Origin of the sequence: Streptomyces sp. 11x1, from assembly GCF_032598905.1 — a bacterium.
GTDB lineage: Bacteria > Actinomycetota > Actinomycetes > Streptomycetales > Streptomycetaceae > Streptomyces.
The window spans coordinates 8,265,472-8,282,055 of record NZ_CP122458.1 but is presented as its reverse complement, the minus strand read 5'-3'; the positions used below and the strand labels follow the sequence as shown (position 1 = coordinate 8,282,055).

The window sequence follows — 16,584 nt, the reverse complement described above, 5'->3', positions numbered from 1 at the left end:
GGGGCGCGGGGAACTGCGTGGGGCGAGGAATCTCAGACGGCGAAGTCGTCCTCACGGGTTTCCGGCAGCGCCCACACGCACACCAGACTGACCAGGCACAACCCACCCGAGTAGAACCCCAGCACCAACGGCGACGACCACTGACTGTTCAACCACGTCGCCACGAGCGGAGCGAACCCGCCCCCGAACGTGTTGGCCAGGATGAACGCCGCCGACGCCCCGGTGTAGCGCAGCCACGCCGGGAACAGCTCCGCCAGGAACGCCGCCATTGGCGAGAACATCAGGGCGAGCAGCCCGAGACCCACCGTGTACGCGCCGGTGATCAAGAACGCGTTGCCCGTGCTGAGCGACCCGTACATCGGCACGGCCCACACGACGGACCCGGCCGCCCCCGCCAGCATCAGCGGACGGCGCCCGACCCGGTCGGCCAGCCGGGCGACGGGCAGGGTGATCGCGATCCCCGCCGCCGCCCCCACACTCGCCGCCGTGAGCATCGTGTTCTGCGGGATGCCGAGCGACTTCGGCCCGTAGGACAGGCTGTAGACGATCGTCAGGTAGTAGACGGCGGACCCGCCGATCGCCGCGCCGGTGCCGAGCAGCAGCCGCCCGGGGTGGCGTGTGACGAGCGTGCCGAGCGGGAAGCGCGACACCGGTGCCGCCGGGGACCCCGACGTGCCCGCGGACGTGCCCGCCGAGGACCGTTCCCGGAAGAGTGGTGACTCCGACACCGTCGACCGCACCCACAGCCCGACCACCACGAGCACCGCGCTGAGCAGGAACGGCACCCGCCAGGCCCAGTCGGCGAAGCCGTCGCGGCCCACGATGTTCAGGGTCGGGAGGATGACGGCGCTGGAGAGCAGGAACCCGAGGGAGGGGCCGACGTTCGGGACGGCGGCGTACAGGGCCCGTCGGCCGGGCGGGGCGTGCTCGGCAGCCAGCAGGACCGCGCCGCCCCACTCGCCGCCCATGCTGACGCCCTGCAGCAGACGGAGGGTCACCAGGAGGACGGGGGCGAGGAGTCCGGCGGTCTCGTAGGTCGGGAGCAGGCCGACGCCGACCGTCGCGAGGCCCATGAGCAGGAGGGAGGCGACCAGGGCGCGCCGTCTGCCCAGTCGGTCGCCGATCGTGCCGAAGAGCACGACGCCGAGGGGGCGGGACAGGAAGGCCGCGGCGAAGGTGAGGAACGCGGCGAGGGTGGAGACGGTCGGGTTGCCGGAGGGGAAGAACGCGGGGCCGAGGACGAGCGCGGAGGCCGTGCCGTAGACGGCGAAGTCGTAGTACTCGATGGTCGTGCCGATGAGACTCGCGGCGGCGACCCGGGACGGCTTGCTCGACGCGGCCGACGGGGAGGCAGGTAAGGCGGCGGGGCTGGGGGCCGCGGCCTCGGCGACGGCCCTGGACGGGGATTCGGGCATGGGGGGGCTCACTTCCGGTACGCCCGGAGACGAATGGTCCGGGCCCAGAGGGGGGGGGACGGCCACGCATGAAACACGAACCGGAGTGTGGCTGTCACCCTAGGCCGGGAAATTCGAATCCCACAAGGAACCTCGAGAAAGAACGCCCGCCCACTTCGTCGAATTCTTTCGAAGGCGGAATACGCGTCGATTACACGGGACAACGCCCATATCAAACATGTGGTCCCGCTATGTGTGCGGACAGGTCGTCAAAATACGGCAAGAAAGCCATCCTTGGAGCCCGTCAACCCCGGGACTCCTGTCGAGTCGCTGTCAATATTCATGCGACGGTCCGCATAAAAATTTGCCGCCGGTCACGCCTTGCCAACCGCCGATCACCCACGGAATGCTGACGCCCGGCTGAACTTGAAAGTTCTACGACCATCGTTTTTCGGACATGGAGCGGAAGGCTTTTCCCATGCTGAAAAGTGGCAAGCCATTACGTTGGAGAAGGCTTTCCCTGGCCGGTGACGACCGGCATTTGCTGATACCGCTCGACCACAGTGTCTCGGACGGTCCGGTCGCTCCTCCGGGTCAGTGGGAAGAGTTGTTGAAGGCTCTGGTGGCCGGCGGCGCCGACGGGATCGTCGTCCACAAAGGGCGGGCCCGCACCCTCGACCCCGCCCTCCTCAGGAACTGCGCGCTGGTGGTGCATCTGAGCGCCAGCACGACCTGCTCCGCCGACGTCGACGCCAAGGTGCTGGTCGGCGACGTGGAGGAGGCGGTGGCCCTCGGCGCCGACGCGGTCAGCGTCCATGTGAACATCGGCTCGGACACCGAGGGGCGTCAGCTCGCCGACCTGGGCGCGGTGGCCCGATCCTGCGACACCTGGGGCATGCCGCTGATCGCGATGGTCTACCCCCGGGGCCCCCGGATCGAGAATCCGCACGATCCCGCGCTCCTCGCGCACATCGTGAACGTCGCCGCCGACCTGGGCGCCGACATGGTGAAGACCTCGGTGGCCCTGCCGCTCGACCGGATGGCCGAGGTGGTGGCCCACAGCCCCATCCCCGTCCTCGCCGCCGGCGGCCCGCCCGACGGCTCCGACCTCATCGAGTACGGCACCGCCGTGATGGCCGCCGGCTGTCGCGGTCTGGCCGTCGGCCGCCGCGTCTTCTCCTCCGCCTCCCCCGCCTCCCTGGTGTCCCGGCTCGCCGCCGTGGTGCACGGGAAGGGGAACGGCGATGCGGGCCAAACTCTGGATGGCATGAACATGGCGCATACAGGCACGACCCATTCCCCCTACTCGACGATCGTGGCAGGTGTCGCATGAGGTTCGCGTGGATCGATCTCCGTGAAGTCCCCCGTCCGCAGCTCCAGGCGGTGGTGGACGCGGCCGTCCACGCCCGGATGGCGGGGGTGGTCTCCGCCGACGCCGAGCTGCTGGGGACGCTGCCGCCGACGGTGACCCGGGTGCTGGCGGGCGGAGCGCCGGCCGCCGTGCCCGCGAAGAAGCCCGCCGACAAGGGTGACAAGGAGGCCAGGGCCGCGGCCGACGCCAAGCCCGCGGACAAGATCCCCACCGGCGCCGGAGTCGACCTGCTGCTGCGGAAGTTCACCGCCCAGGACGAGCTGGACGCCCTCGCCGCCGAGAACCGGGCCGCGAGCGGCACCCCGGTCGCCGGCTTCGTCGACGTACGGGACGACCGGACCCTCCAGCTGTCGTGCGTGGGCGCGATGGCACTGCCGTACACGGTGATCCACTTCGCCGACCCGACGAAGATCCCGCTGGAGATCGTGCTCGCGGCGGCCGAGTCGGCCGAGGGGAAGCTGGTGACCGTCGTCGGGGACCTGGAGGAGGCGGCCATCGTCTTCGACGTCCTCGAACGCGGTTCGGACGGCATCCTGTTCACCCCCCGGAGCGCGGACGACGTGTTCGCGCTGGCCCGGCTGCTGGAGGCGACCACCCCGCAGCTGGAGCTGTCCACGCTCACCGTCGAGAGCATCCGGCACGTCGGGCTCGGCGACCGGGTCTGCGTGGACACCTGCTCGCACTTCGAGGAGGACGAGGGCATCCTCGTCGGCTCGTACTCCTCCGGGTTCGTGCTCTGCTGCAGCGAGACCCACCCGCTGCCGTACATGCCGACCCGGCCCTTCCGGGTCAACGCCGGTGCCCTGCACTCGTACACGCTGGGCCCCGACAACCGCACCAACTACCTCAGCGAGGTCGGCTCCGGCAGCGCCCTGCTGGCGGTCGGCGCCGACGGCCGCACCCGGCGCGTGGTGGTCGGGCGGGCCAAGCTGGAGTCCCGGCCGCTGCTGGAGATCCGCACCCACGCGGAGGACGGGCGGCTGGTGAGCCTGACCGTGCAGGACGACTGGCATGTGCGGGTCCTCGGGCCGGGCGGCAAGGTCCTCAACGTCACCGAGCTGCGGACCGGCGACGAGCTGCTCGGGTATCTGGCCCAGGACAAGCGCCATGTGGGCCTGCCCATCGGCGAGTTCTGCAAGGAGGTCTGAGACCCCATGGGCGAGCTCGTGGCGGCCGCGGCCGACGAGGACGGGATGGGTGCCCTGGTCCAGCGGCTGTTCGACGCGCGGGACGACGGTCTGCCCTATCTGACGCACCAGCGGGAGACTGTCACCCGCGGGGAGTTACGGGAGCGGGTGGCCAAGCAGGCCGCCGTCTTCGCCGGTTACGACATCGGCCCCGGCAGCACGGTGGGGCTGCGGACCCCGCCCAGTTTCACCCAGGTCGAGGTCCTGCTCGCGCTGTGGCGGCTGGGCGCGCAGGTGATGCTGTTCGACTTCCGGCTGAAGCCCGCCGAGGTCGACGCGCTGTGCGCCGTCTGCCGGCCGCAGTTCATGGTCCGGGCCGGCGCCAACGTCCGGGCGGCGTTCGGCTTCCGGTCCGAGTACGAGGTCGCCACCGAGTGCCGCAGGGCGGGGCGGGCGGCCGACGGCGGGCACCGGCTGGTCCAGTTCAGCTCGGGGTCGACCGGGCGGCCGAAGGTGATCGGCCGGAGTGCCGGGTCGATCGCCGCCGAGCTGGAGTCGTTCGCGGCGGTTGCCGGGATGCCGGTCGAGGGCGACCGGCTGCTGCTGCTCAGCTCCACCGCGCACAGCTTCGGGCTGGTCGGCGGACTGCTGCACGCGCTGGCGGCCGGGGTGTCCGTCGTCTTCGCGCCCCGGGTCTCGGCCCGCGACATCCTGCGGACCTCCCTCGACCACCGGATCACCGCCCTGTTCGGGGTGCCGATGCACTACGAACTGCTCGCGTCCGCCCTCGATCCGCCCGCGCTGCCCACGCTGCGGACCGCCGTCTCCGGCGGCGAGCTGATGCCTCCCGAGGTCGCCGCGCGGTTCGCCGAACGGTACGGCGTCATGGTCGGTGAGGCCTACGGCACCACCGAGACCGGCATCGTCGCCATCGACGTCGGCGGCACGCTGCGCCCCTCCGTGGGCCGGCCCGCGCCGGGAGTGGTGGTCCGCGCGCACAAGGGCGAACTGGACGTCGCGCTCGCCGAGTCGCCGTACCTCTTCGACTCCGGCGGCACCCAGTACACCGACGGCTGGCTGCACACCCGTGACCGGGCGGCGGTCGGCGCCGACGGGACGGTCACCGTGGGCGGACGCGCCGACTCCCTCGTCGTCATCGGCGGCCTCAAGGTCGACCTCACCGAGGTCGAGCACGTGCTGCGCGCGCACCCGGCCGTCGAGCAGGCGGTCCTGGTCCACGAGGACGTCACCGAGGCGTACGTGGCCCTCGCCGCCGGGGCCGGGAGTCCGTCGGTGGAGGAGCTGCTGCGCTGGTGCCGGGAGCGGCTGGCCGACTACAAGCTGCCCCGGGTGATCCGGCTGCTGGAGGACCTGCCCCGCACGTCGAACGGGAAGCTGGTCCGCCGGGCTGCGACGCTCCAGGCGGCGGCGAGCGGCGGCGCGTGACGGCTCGGCAGACAGCCCCGGGCGAACGGCCCCGATGAGTTTTCGCACGACCTTCTCACGACATTCCCCCTGGAGATGGCGATCATGAGCACGTCCACCCTGGACAACGAGATCCGCGAGTTCGTCCTGACCACGGTCATCGACGAGATGAACATCCTGCTGAGCCGGGACGGCATCACCGACGAGAGCCCGGTGACCGTCGGCGGTCTTGAGCTGGACTCCCTGAGTCTCATCGAGCTGACGTTGCGGCTGGAATCGCGGTTCGGCGTGGAGATCCCGGACGCCGACATCGAGCCGCTGGCCTCGCTGACCCTCGGCGGGCTCGTCGCCGAGGTCGTCGGGCGCGGGGCGAAGGCATGAACGCGGAGACCTCGACGTCGTCCGTCACGGAAGCGGCCGCGCGGGGCGCGTCCCCGTCGGCCGCCGGCGCCCCGGCCGTCCTCACCACCGGTCTCGTCCGGGAGCTGCTGTCCGACCGCAAGATCTTCCCCGGCGTCCCGGACGATCTCGACGAGGACGCCGAACTGGTCCTGGACTCGCTGGGGTTGGTGTGGCTGCTGCATGTGGTGGAGGAGCGGTACGGCCTGGTCGTGGAGCCCGGCGACGAGGACATCTCCGACCTGACCTCGCTCCGGCGGCTCACGGAGTTCCTGGGCGCGGCGGGAACGCATGAGGCGGCGGACGGGGGTGAGCGCGTTGGCCGGTGAGGTGACGGTGACCGGGTTCGGCGTGCGCACCGCCTTCGGCGCGGGGCCGGACGCCTTGCGGCGCGGTGTCTTCGCGGGTGTCCCCTCCTTCGCCCCCACCACCCGGTTCGACACCGGCCCCTATCGCACCTCGATGGCCGGCGCCGCCCCCGACGGTCATGACGGGACGGAGCACTGGGCGCTGCGTCCCGCCCTCGCCCGATGCGGCGCGGAGGCCCTCGACATGGCGGGCCTCCCGAGGGGCACCGAGGCGGCGGTCCTGCTGGGCATCGCGGGCGACTGCACGAGCATCACGCGGTACTGGCGGGAGACGGCGGCAGCGGGGGCTGCGGCAGCGGGGGCCGACGAGAACGACGGCACCGAGTCGGCCCGAGACGCGATCCGGGCCCCCGGGTTCACCGGTACGGGCCGGGACTCGACCCGAGCCCCCGGGTTCACCGGCACCGAGGCGGGGCACGGCCACCCCGGAGCCGGAGCCGTCGGGGCGGCGGGGCTCGCCGTGGCGTCGGCCGATGCGGCGGCGGCCCGGCTCGCGGACGCCGTGCCCGCGCATCTCGCCGAGTCCCTGGCCGGAGGCCTCGGGCTGACCGGGCCCCGGCTCACTTTCACCAACGCCTGTGTGGCCTCCGCCGCCGCGATCATCCACGCCTGCCGGCTGATCGTCGGCGGGCGGGTCGACGTGGCGGTGTGCGCCGGGGGCTATCTGGTGGAGGAGGAGACGTTCGGGAAGTTCGACTCGGGGCGGGCGTTGTCGCGCGACGGCACGGTGCGGCCGTTCAGCGCCGACCGCACGGGACTGCTGCTCGGCGACGGGGTCGCGGCGGTCGTGCTGGAGTCCGCCGAGCACGCGCGGCGGCGCGGGGCACGGCCGCTCGCGAGCGTGGCCGGCTGGGGCGCGGCGACCGACGCCCACCACATCGCCCAGCCGCACCCGGACGGCGTCGGCCTGGCCCTCGCGACCCGCCAGGCCCTGCGGCTGGCCGGGGACCCCGACGGGGCGAGCCTCGGCTATGTCAACGCCCACGGCACCGGGACCAAGTACAACGACGGCGCCGAGACCCGGGGGCTGCGCGCCGCCCTCGGGAAGCGGGCCGAGTCGATCCCGGTCAGCTCCACCAAGAGCACCACGGGCCATCTCCTGGAGGCCGCCGGAGTCGTGGAGTTCGTGATCACGATGCTGGCCCTGACGGAGGGCGTACTGCCGCCGACCGCCAACTTCACGCGGCCGGACCCGGAGTGCGATCTGGACTACGTCCCGAACAGCCCCCGCCCGGCCGACCTCCGCCGCGCCCTCACCATCAACGCCGCCTTCGGGGGCGCCAACACCGCACTCGTCCTGGAGCGACCGTGACGGAGACGGACCTGGAAAGGAAAGCCGAGACCCGGGCTGCCGACCGGACCGAGACCCCGGCGACCGGCGTGACGGCGTCGCGTCCGGCGCTCGGGGTCCTGGCCGCCGCCACCGCGACCCATGGGACCGGGCGGGACGGCGACATCCCGCTGCCGCGCCTGCCCGGGTTCGTGGAGTCGGCGTTCAGCCCGCTGGTGTACGAGGTCGCCGCGCGGTGCCTGACCGCACGTCCCCGTGGGGGCACCTCCCGCTCGGGCGAGGCCGAGAGCGGGGAGGGCTCCCGTACGGCCGTCGCGCTGGCGAGCCTGATGGGCGACACCACCACGGCCGATCTGGCGAGCCGACGAGTGGTCTCGGGCCGGGTGCACAACCCGCTGCTGTTCATGCAGGCCACCGCCAACTCCGTGCTGGGGCACCTCAGCCGGGAGTTCGGGATCACCGGGCAGATGTTCAGCCTGTCCACGCTCGACGACCCGGTGACCGAGCTGCTGGCGATGGCCGACCTCCTCCTGGAGGACCCGGAGCTGGACCGGGTCCTGGTGGTGGGCGTGGAACTGGGCGGCGGCGAGCGATGGGCCGCCGTGCACCGGGAGCTGTCCGCGGACCACGGCCGCCCGGTCCCGGACCTGCCCGCCTCTGCGGCCGTGGCCGCGGCCGTCCTGCTCGGCCGCCCCGGTTCCGGCACCCCCATCACCACCGTGCCGACGGAGACGTACGCCGGGGAGAGCTCGGCGGCGGCTCCGCACACCGGCAGCGTGCAAGGCCTGTTCGACCTGGCCGACGCCCACCGTCATCTCCTGCGGGACGGCGATCGAGACGAGACGGAGACCCATGCTCATCAGTAGGCAGGAGCGGGCGCGGATCTGCTCCGACACGGAACTCGGCGCCGGCAACGTCCTGCACCGGCTGCGGGCGTACGAACGCCCGCTCGACGAGCCGGTGTTGCGCACCGACGGCACCTGGCGCGCACCGGACGGCAGCCGGCCCGAGGTGCTGACACTCGGGCAGTTGTACGAGGTGGTGGAGACCTACGCGGGCTGGTACGCGGCCCACGGTGTACGCCCCCGCGACCCGGTGGCCGTCCATTCCTTCTCGGCCGCCGAGTTCGCGGTGAACTTCCTGGCGCTGACCTCGCTCGGCGCGATCCCGTCGTTCGTCAACGGCAACCTGTCGCCGGAGATCGCCCGGGAGTACATCCGGCGCCAGGGAGCGGTGGGCGCCTTCACGGACGAGGCGCACCGGGAGGTGCCGGCCGGGGACGAGTCGGCCCTCGGCTTCCGAGTGACCGCCGACGACATCCGGCCGGAGCACCGCGCATCGCTGCCGCAGGCGTACCCGTACCGGCACGACCCCACCGACCCCGTGCTGATCTCCCACTCCTCCGGCACGACCGGTCTGCCGAAGGGGGTGCCGCACACCCACCGGACATTGATGTACGCGCAGTTGCACCGGCTGCGGTTCTCGACCGGCGCCGACATGGAACGCACGCTGGTGGGGCTGCCGGGCGCGCACAACGCGATGGTGGCAACGCTGTTGTACTGCCTGCTGCTGCGCACGGACATCAGGCTGCTCTCCAGCCAGCGGGGAACGGACGTCCTCGACGCGATCGAGGAGTTCCGGCCGACGACCGTGCTGGCCTTCGCCGGGACCTTCGGCGAGATGGCGGCGGAGGATCTGACGGCACGTGATCTTTCCAGCGTGCAGGTGTGGTTCAACACCGGGGACGCGGCGCACGAGGCGCACATCCGGGCGCTCGTCCGGCACGGGAGCCGGATCGAGATCCGTCGCGACCTGAGCCGTGCCCGGGTCGAGGGCTCGGTCTTCGTGGACGGGCTCGGTTCGTCGGAGGCCGGCTACTCCGTCTTCCACAACCGGCACACCAAGGACACCTCCGCCTACTCCCGCTGCGTCGGCAAGCCGATCAGCTTCGCCGAGGCCGCGGTCCTGGCCGAGGACGGCACCCCGCTGCCACCCGGGCAGATCGGCCGCCTGGGCCTCAAGTCGCCCACCCTCACACCCGGTTACTGGAACGATTCGCTCACCTGGAACCGGATGCGGCTCGGCGGCTACTGGCTCACCGGCGACCTCGCCCGCCAGGACGAGGCGGGCAACTTCTACCACCTCGACCGGGCCCCGGACGCCATCCGCACCCGCGCGGGGATCGTCTTCAGCACCCGCACCGAGGAACTCCTCCTGGCCGAGCTGCCGGGCCTCGCCGACTGCACGGTGGTCGCGGTGGCCCCGGACGGCGTCCGCGCGGACTGGGACGGCGACGGGGAGGCCGAGGCATACGTGCTGCTCCAGCCGGCCGAGGAGAAGGGCGAGACCGGTGACGAGGAGTGGACCGGGCGCGTCAACTCCGTGCTGACGGAGGCCGGTTTCCCGCCCGTGTCCCGGGCCCTGCGCATGAAGCCCGACGACGTGGCCAAGGGGGCCACCGGCAAGGTTCTCAAACGAGTGATGCGCGACCGGTTCGCCGCCGACATGGCCGACACCGTCGCCACCGAGGAGCAGCACGCATGAGCACGACGACGACAGCGACCCAGGGCGCGGCCGGTGGCGACGGAGTCAACCACCGCGCCCGCGCGAGCGAGGCGTACCGGCTGTGGTGGCAGCACGACGCCAACTGGTACCAGGGCGTGGCCGCGCGGTTCGGGCAGGAGGCCGCGAACGAGATCAACGCGGAGGCGATGGGGAAGGTCGCCCTGCACGTCGGGCAACGGGTCGCCCGGCTGTACGGGCCGCTCCCCGAGACCGGTGACGTCCGCAAGGACCTGGAGGAGCTGCGCCGTCGCTACGACGACTGCGGCGACCGGATGTTCCCGCCGGAGCTGCGCAACGCCGCCACCGAGGTCGAGGACGACGACCTGATCGTGCTGACGCTGAAGCGGAACTTCGCGATCACCATGGTCCGGATGGCCGGTTCCCTGGAGGGCTACCGCTGCCCGTGCACCGCCGTCCACGCCGGCTGGTCCGAGGGGCTCGGCGTGACCCTCACGGAGAACAGGGCCGAGAGCTGTCTGCGGAACGGCGACCCGGCGTGCCGTCTGCTGATGCGCGTCCCCGCCGCTCCCGTCGCACCGGGTTCGGAGGGCTGAGGCATGCACGTACTTGTCGCCGGGGCCACCGGAGTGGTCGGCCGTCCGCTGGTGGGCGCGTTGCGGGCGCGGGGCCACCGGGTGAGCGCACTGGTGCGGCAGAGGTCGAGGGACCGGGTCCCGGAGGCGGACGAGGTGGTGGTCGCCGACGCCCTGGACCGTGAGGCCGTGCTGGCGGCGGTGTCGGCCGCCCGGCCCGAGGTGGTCGTCCACCAGATGTCGGCGCTGCGGCTGCTGCGCGACGACCCGCCGGGGGCCTTCGCCCTCACCGCCCGGCTGCGCACCGAGGGCACCGCCCATCTGGTCGAGGCGGCCCGCGCGGTCGGCGCACGCCGCTTCGTCGCCCAGTCCATCGCGTTCGCCGCCGCCCCGGCCGGGGACCCGGTCCTCGACGAGGACGCGCCCCTGTACGTGGACGCCCCCGACCCCGGCTGGGCCTCGACCGTGCGGGCCGTCGCCGAGCTGGAACGGCAGGTGACGGACCCAGGCAGCGGCCTGGAGGGTGTGGTGCTGCGCTACGGCACGCTGTACGGCCCCCGCACCGCGTACGCCCGTACCGGCGCGACCGCGGAATCCGTGCGGGCCGGGCGACTGCCGCTGCCGGGCACCGGGGCGGGGATCATGTCGTTCCTGCACGTCGAGGACGCCGTGGGGGCAGCGGTGACGGCCGTCGAGGCCGACGTGAGCGGGGTGTTCCATGTGACGGACGACGATCCGGCCCAGGCCGCGCAGTGGCTGCCCCACCTCGCCCGGATGCTCGCCGCGCCCTCCCCGCGCACGGTCCCCGCGGCCCTCGCGCCCCGTCTCCTCGGCTGGTTCATGGCCCACCAGCTCACCTCGGCGCACGGCGCCGCCAACGACCGGGCCCGTACGGCGCTCGGCTGGAAGCCGGCCAGACCGAGCTGGCGCGACGGACTGGGCCAGGAATGACCGGCCCCGACGACACCACCGCACCCGACACGCCCCGGACCGGCTGGACCGTCACGGCCGCCGCCCTGCCCGTCGCCCCCGGGCCCGCAGGCCCCCTCACCGTCTGTGTGGTCGGTGCCGGCCCCCGGGGGCTGTCCGTGCTGGAGCGGATCTGTGCCAACGCCGGGGGGATCGTCCGGCCGGTCGAGGTGCACCTCGTGGACCCGTACCCGCCGGGCGCGGGCGCGGTCTGGCGGACGGACCAGCCGGGCGAGCTGCTGATGAACACGGTCGCCTCCCAGGTGACCCTGTTCACCGACGCGAGCGTGGACTGCGCGGGACCGACGGTGCCGGGCCCCAGCCTGTACGAGTGGGCGTGCGCGGTCCGGGACGGGGTCGTCGACCACGGCCTCCCGGCCCGCGCCCTGATCGAGGCCCGACGGCTCGGTCCCGACACCTATCCGACCCGCGCGTTCCACGGCCACTACCTGGAGTGGGTCTTCCGCCACCTGTTACGCACCGCCCCCGCCCATGTCACCGTCCACACGCACCGGACCACCGCGACCGGTTTGCGCGAGGACACCGCGGGCGGGCCGCAGAGGGTGACCCTGGCGAACGGCGAAACGCTGACCGGGCTGGCCGCCGTGGTGCTGGCCCTCGGCCACGGCACCCTGACCCCGTCGCCGGAGGAACGCGCGCTGCGCTCCTTCGCCGACCGCCACGGCCTCACCTACGTGGCCCCCGCCAATCCGGCCGACACCGATCTGAGCGGCATCGCCCCGGGCACCCCGGTCGCCCTGCGCGGCCTGGGCCTGAACTTCTTCGACTGCCTGGCCCTGCTCACCGAGGGCCGCGGCGGCACGTTCAAGGAGGGCGAGTCCGGTCTCGTCTACCTGCCGAGCGGCAACGAGCCCGTCCTGTACGCCGGTTCGCGGCGCGGCGTCCCGTACCACGCCCGGGGCGAGAACCAGAAGGGCGCCCTCGGCCGCCACGAGCCGCGCTTCCTGACGGCGGACGTCATCGCGGAGCTACGGCACCGCGTGACCGCCGGCCACCCGCTCGGCTTCCGCGACGCCCTCTGGCCCCTCGTCGACCGCGAGGTACGAACCGTCCACCACGAGGCCCGCATCCGATCCGCCCGGGGGCCGGAGTCGGCCGCGGCGTTCGTACGGTCGTACCTCGCTGCCTCGGGCGACGAGGGCGCGGAGGCGGCCCTGCTCGACGAGCACGGCGTCCCCACCCACGAGCGATGGGACTGGACACGGATCGAACAACCCTACGGCGAGCGGATGTTCAGCGACCGTGCCGACTTCCGGCACTGGCTGCTGGACCATCTGCGCCGGGATGTCGCCGAGGCCCGCCTCGGCAATGTCGACGGCCCGCTGAAGGCCGCGCTGGACGCCCTGCGGGACCTGCGCAACGAGATCCGGCTGGTCGTCGACCACGGCGGGGTCTCCGGCGACTCGTACCGCGCCGAACTCGACGACTGGTACACCCCGTTGAACGCCTTCACGTCGATCGGCCCGCCCGCCTTCCGGATCGAGCAGCTGATCGCGCTGATCGAGGCGGACGTGCTGCACGTGCTGGGCCCGGGCATCCGCGTCCGGGCCTGGTCACCCGACGGCGGCCTCGAAGAGCCCGGCCCAGACGGACCCGGCCCCGACGAAGGCGGCCCCGGCCCGGGCTGCTTCCTCGTGGACGCGGAGCTGGTGGACGAACCCCCGGTCCGGGTCGGCGCGTTGATCGAGGCGCGGCTGCCGTCCGTCGATCTACGGCGCAGCGCCGACCCACTGCTGCGGGCGCTGTTCCGGGCCGGTGCGTGCGTGCCGTACCGGCTCGGCGGCGACGCGGGGTACGAGCCCGGCGGGCTGGCGGTGACCGACGGCCCGCCCCGGCTCGTGGACGCCGAGGGCCGACCGCATCCGCGCCGGTACGCCTTCGGGGTGCCGGTGGAGGGCGTGCGCTGGGTGACGGCGGTCGGCATCAGGCCCGGCGTGGGCTCGGTGACGCTGGAGGACGCGGACGCGATCGCCCGGGCGGCGCTCGGGCTCGCCCCGGCGACGGCCCCGGCATCGGGTGGAGGGAGTCGAGGAGCGTGAACGCGATGTCCGTGGGCACCGACGCGGGCCTGCTCGCCCCCACCTGGGCCGGTACGCCCGCCGCGGCGGAGGTGACCGACGAGGCGTGGCTGCAGGCCATGCTGGACGCCGAGGTGGCGCTGGCCCGCGCCCAGCACGCGGTCGGGCTGACACCGGCGGCCGTGGTGGAGACGATCGCCTCGGCGGCCCGGGTGGAACGGCTCGACCTGCCCGCCCTGGCCCGTGCCGCCCGGGCCGCCGCCAATCCGGTGGTCGCGCTGGTGACCGCGTTCACCGAGGTCGTCGCCGCGCAGGATCCGGGCGCCGCGGAGTATGTGCACCGGGGGTCCACGAGTCAGGACATCCTGGACTCGGCGGCGATGGTGGTCGCCCGCCGGGTCCTCGGGCTGATCGGCGGGGATCTGTCACGTGTCGCCGCGGCCTTCGCCGCACTGGCCGACACCCATCGGCACACCGTCCTCGCCGGGCGCACCCTGGCCCAGCACGCCGTGCCGACGACCTTCGGGCTGAAGGCCGCGGGGTGGCTGGAGCTGGTGGTCGACGCGACGGTGCGGGTGCGGGCGGTGGCGTCCGGGCTTCCGGCGCAACTGGGCGGAGCGGGTGGGACGTTGGCCGCGTACCGGGAGTATGCGGCGGTGGACCGCGCGGTCCGCCGGGAGACGGACGGCCGCGGGGGGACCGCGAGGGCTGATCGCACCCCCGACGCGGGCGGTCTGGAGCTGCTGGGCCCCTTCTCCTCGGCTCTGGGCCTCGCCGAACCCACCCTCCCCTGGCACACCGTCCGCACCCCCGTCGCCGAACTCGGGGCCGTGCTGCAGCTCGTCACCGGAGCGCTCGGGAAGTTCGCGCTGGACGTGCAGACGCTGTCCCGTACCGAGATCGGTGAGCTGTCCGAGCCGGCGGCGGCCGGGCGCGGGGCCTCCTCGGCCATGCCGCAGAAGCGGAATCCCGCGCTGGCCACGCTGATCGTGTCGGCCGCCCGGCAGGTACCCGCGCACGCGCTCGTGCTGGCGCAGTGTCTGCTCGCCGAGGACGAACGGCCCGCCGGGGCGTGGCACGCCGAATGGCAGCCGCTGCGGGAGGCGTTGCGGCTGGCGGGCGGGGCCGCGCACACCGCCGTCGAGCTGGCGGAGGGCCTGGTCGTCCACCCGGAGCGCATGCGGGCCAACCTCGATCTGACCGGAGGTGCCATCGTCGCCGAACGGCTGGCCGTGGCCCTGGCCCCGGCGCTCGGCAAGGCCCGCGCGAAGAAGCTGCTGACCGCCGCGTCGGCCGAGGCCGCCGACACCGGCCGACCCCTGAGCGAGCTGCTGATCGCCGACCCCGAGCTGTCCGCCCGGTTGCCCTCCGCCCAGCTGGCGGAACTGCTCGACCCGGCCCGCTACACCGGCGCGGCCGACGCCCTGATCGACCGCGCCCTGCGCAGATACGACGGCGTGCGCGACCACGAGACGACCGGCGGAGGAACCCTGTGAGCACCGTGAGCCGGACGACCGGGACCCCGGAAGTCGCCCCACCCACCCGCTCCTGGCCGGTCCTGGTGGTCGTGGTCTGCGCGCAGATGCTGATCTGGCTGGACACCTCGATCCTCAACGTCGCCGTCACCACGCTCGCCGACCCGGTGGCGGGCCTGGGCGCCACCCCCGGCGAGCTGGAGTGGGTGGCGAGTGCCTACACCCTGGTCGTGGCCTGCACCCTGTTCGCGGGCGGCGCGCTCGCGGACCGTTTCGGCCCCCGGAACACCCTGCTCGCCGGGCTCGGGCTGATCGGTGTGGCATCCGGCGCGGGCGCGTTCGTGGACAGCCCGGCGTGGCTGATCGTGGCCCGCGCCTTCATGGGCGCGGGCAGCGGCCTGTTGATGCCCGCGACGCTGACGGTCATCGTGCAGAGCACCCCGGAGGAGAAGCGCACCCGGGCGATCGCGATCTGGAGCTCGTCGAGCGGTCTCGGCGTGGCCGTCGGCCCGGTCGCGGGCGGGGCGCTGCTCAGCCACTTCTGGTGGGGCTCGGTGTTCCTGGTCAACGTGCCGATCGTCGCCCTGTGCCTGCCGGCGGTCCTGGCCGTCGTCCCCGACCTGGGCGGCTCCCGACGCCGTGTGCTCGACCTGCCCGGTCTCGTCCTGTCGGTGCTCGGCCTGGGCGGGGTGGTCTACGGCATCATCGAACTCGGCGGCGGCAGCGCCTGGTACGGCCCGCACGTGCTGCTGCCCCTGGTGCTGGGCGGTGTGGTGCTGACCGTCTTCGTCGCCGGTCAGCGCAGGTCCGCGACGCCCAGCCTGGATCTGCGGCTGTTCCGGCAGCCCGGCTTCACGGCCGGCAGCGTGGTCCTGCTGATCGCCTTCATGGCGCTGGCCGGTCATCTGTTCTACGCGGCCTTCTATCTCCAGGGCCCCCGGGGCCTCTCCCCCGCCGACGCCGGGACGGTCATGATCGCCGCCGCGATCGGCATCGTCCTGGGCAGCCAGGCCTCGCCGACGCTGAGCCGTCTGCTGTCGGCCCGCTGGACCGTCGCCATCGGGGTCCTGGCCACCGCCGTCACCTATGTCGCGTACGCCTGGCTCGACGGGCGGACCCCGCTCTGGTGCGTCGCCGCGCTGCTGTGGATCCAGGGCTTCGGCATGGGCCTGGTCGGCACCCCGGTCACGGCCGTGATGATGCGCGGGGTGCCGCCCCAGCTCGCCGGCGCCGGTTCCGCCGTCAACAGCGTCACCCGGCAGGTGGGCGGCACCCTCGGCGTGGCCATGGCCGGCTCGATCCTCTCGGCGGTCTACCGGCACCGGATGGCCGACGCCGAACTGCCCTCCCCCGCACAGGGCCTGTCACCGGCCGCCGAGGAACAGGCCCGCACCTCCGCCGAGGCCGCCCGCTCCCTGGCCGACTCCCTGAACCTGCCCTCCCTGGCGACCACGGCCGACCGCGCCTTCCTCGACGCCATGTACGCGGCAACGCTCTCCGTCGCCGCCCTCGCCCTCGTCGGCTGCGCGGTGGCGGTGGCGGGCCTGCGCTCCCCGCCGGGCCACCCCCGACAACGCACCTGAGCTCCGCACGTACACGGACGAACCCGGGCCACGTACACGGACGA

Annotated in this window: 14 protein-coding genes; 13 read left to right on the top strand and 1 reads right to left on the bottom strand. The window is 73.3% G+C overall.

What is annotated here, in order from left to right; translation table 11 throughout:
* Window positions 1-32: 32 nt before the first annotated feature.
* Window positions 33-1,415, bottom strand: a complete 1,383-nt coding sequence (locus P8T65_RS36295; RefSeq protein ID WP_316729435.1) for an MFS transporter — start codon at window positions 1,413-1,415, stop codon at window positions 33-35.
* A gap of 457 nt (window positions 1,416-1,872) precedes the next feature.
* Here P8T65_RS36295 and P8T65_RS36290 point away from each other — a divergent pair, with 457 nt between their 5' ends.
* From P8T65_RS36290 to P8T65_RS36230, 13 genes are all read left to right on the top strand, one after another.
* Complete coding sequence (locus tag P8T65_RS36290) at window positions 1,873-2,727, top strand: class I fructose-bisphosphate aldolase family protein (protein ID WP_316731839.1); 855 nt, start codon at window positions 1,873-1,875, stop codon at window positions 2,725-2,727.
* Complete coding sequence (locus P8T65_RS36285) at window positions 2,724-3,914, top strand: 3-dehydroquinate synthase II family protein (protein ID WP_316729433.1); 1,191 nt, start codon at window positions 2,724-2,726, stop codon at window positions 3,912-3,914. The genes P8T65_RS36290 and P8T65_RS36285 overlap by 4 nt, the downstream gene beginning before the upstream one ends.
* A gap of 6 nt (window positions 3,915-3,920) precedes the next feature.
* Window positions 3,921-5,339: a class I adenylate-forming enzyme family protein gene (locus P8T65_RS36280; RefSeq protein WP_316729432.1), complete on the top strand. Its 1,419-nt coding sequence runs from the start codon at window positions 3,921-3,923 to the stop codon at window positions 5,337-5,339.
* 75 nt (window positions 5,340-5,414) lie between these two features.
* Window positions 5,415-5,699 (top strand): acyl carrier protein, encoded by a 285-nt coding sequence (locus tag P8T65_RS36275; RefSeq protein ID WP_316729430.1) that lies wholly within the window; start codon window positions 5,415-5,417, stop codon window positions 5,697-5,699.
* Window positions 5,696-6,046 carry an acyl carrier protein gene (locus tag P8T65_RS36270; RefSeq protein ID WP_316729429.1) on the top strand — a complete coding sequence of 117 codons (351 nt, stop codon included), beginning with the start codon at window positions 5,696-5,698 and terminating at the stop codon, window positions 6,044-6,046. The genes P8T65_RS36275 and P8T65_RS36270 overlap by 4 nt, the downstream gene beginning before the upstream one ends.
* Window positions 6,036-7,397: a beta-ketoacyl-[acyl-carrier-protein] synthase family protein gene (locus P8T65_RS36265; RefSeq protein ID WP_316731838.1), complete on the top strand. Its 1,362-nt coding sequence runs from the start codon at window positions 6,036-6,038 to the stop codon at window positions 7,395-7,397. Before P8T65_RS36270 ends, P8T65_RS36265 begins: the two co-directional genes overlap by 11 nt.
* Window positions 7,394-8,242: a hypothetical protein gene (locus P8T65_RS36260; protein ID WP_316729428.1), complete on the top strand. Its 849-nt coding sequence runs from the start codon at window positions 7,394-7,396 to the stop codon at window positions 8,240-8,242. Before P8T65_RS36265 ends, P8T65_RS36260 begins: the two co-directional genes overlap by 4 nt.
* On the top strand, window positions 8,229-9,920 hold the full coding sequence (locus tag P8T65_RS36255) for a class I adenylate-forming enzyme family protein (RefSeq protein ID WP_316729426.1): 1,692 nt from the start codon (window positions 8,229-8,231) through the stop codon (window positions 9,918-9,920). Before P8T65_RS36260 ends, P8T65_RS36255 begins: the two co-directional genes overlap by 14 nt.
* Entirely contained in the window at window positions 9,917-10,495 is a 579-nt protein-coding gene (locus P8T65_RS36250) for a hypothetical protein (RefSeq protein WP_316729424.1), read from the top strand. Before P8T65_RS36255 ends, P8T65_RS36250 begins: the two co-directional genes overlap by 4 nt.
* A gap of 3 nt (window positions 10,496-10,498) precedes the next feature.
* Window positions 10,499-11,425, top strand: coding sequence for an NAD(P)-dependent oxidoreductase (locus P8T65_RS36245; protein WP_316729423.1), 927 nt, complete (start codon window positions 10,499-10,501; stop codon window positions 11,423-11,425).
* Window positions 11,422-13,503, top strand: coding sequence for an FAD/NAD(P)-binding protein (locus P8T65_RS36240; RefSeq protein ID WP_316729422.1), 2,082 nt, complete (start codon window positions 11,422-11,424; stop codon window positions 13,501-13,503). The genes P8T65_RS36245 and P8T65_RS36240 overlap by 4 nt, the downstream gene beginning before the upstream one ends.
* 5 nt (window positions 13,504-13,508) lie before the next feature.
* The gene (locus P8T65_RS36235; RefSeq protein ID WP_316731837.1) at window positions 13,509-14,978 is read left to right on the top strand and encodes an adenylosuccinate lyase family protein; all 1,470 of its coding nucleotides are present in this window, start codon (window positions 13,509-13,511) and stop codon (window positions 14,976-14,978) included.
* Complete coding sequence (locus P8T65_RS36230; protein WP_316729421.1) at window positions 14,975-16,540, top strand: MFS transporter; 1,566 nt, start codon at window positions 14,975-14,977, stop codon at window positions 16,538-16,540. The genes P8T65_RS36235 and P8T65_RS36230 overlap by 4 nt, the downstream gene beginning before the upstream one ends.
* Window positions 16,541-16,584: the final 44 nt, after the last annotated feature.

Bases quoted from the DNA above. Each gene is read 5' to 3' on its own strand.
- P8T65_RS36295 (WP_316729435.1), bottom strand. From the start codon at position 1,415: ATGCCCGAATCCCCGTCCAGGGCCGTCGCCGAGGCCGCGGCCCCCAGC.
- P8T65_RS36290 (WP_316731839.1), top strand. From the start codon at position 1,873: ATGCTGAAAAGTGGCAAGCCATTACGTTGGAGAAGGCTTTCCCTGGCC.
- P8T65_RS36285 (WP_316729433.1), top strand. From the start codon at position 2,724: ATGAGGTTCGCGTGGATCGATCTCCGTGAAGTCCCCCGTCCGCAGCTC.
- P8T65_RS36280 (WP_316729432.1), top strand. From the start codon at position 3,921: ATGGGCGAGCTCGTGGCGGCCGCGGCCGACGAGGACGGGATGGGTGCC.
- P8T65_RS36275 (WP_316729430.1), top strand. From the start codon at position 5,415: ATGGCGATCATGAGCACGTCCACCCTGGACAACGAGATCCGCGAGTTC.
- P8T65_RS36270 (WP_316729429.1), top strand. From the start codon at position 5,696: ATGAACGCGGAGACCTCGACGTCGTCCGTCACGGAAGCGGCCGCGCGG.
- P8T65_RS36255 (WP_316729426.1), top strand. From the start codon at position 8,229: ATGCTCATCAGTAGGCAGGAGCGGGCGCGGATCTGCTCCGACACGGAA.
- P8T65_RS36250 (WP_316729424.1), top strand. From the start codon at position 9,917: ATGAGCACGACGACGACAGCGACCCAGGGCGCGGCCGGTGGCGACGGA.
- P8T65_RS36245 (WP_316729423.1), top strand. From the start codon at position 10,499: ATGCACGTACTTGTCGCCGGGGCCACCGGAGTGGTCGGCCGTCCGCTG.
- P8T65_RS36240 (WP_316729422.1), top strand. From the start codon at position 11,422: ATGACCGGCCCCGACGACACCACCGCACCCGACACGCCCCGGACCGGC.
- P8T65_RS36235 (WP_316731837.1), top strand. From the start codon at position 13,509: ATGTCCGTGGGCACCGACGCGGGCCTGCTCGCCCCCACCTGGGCCGGT.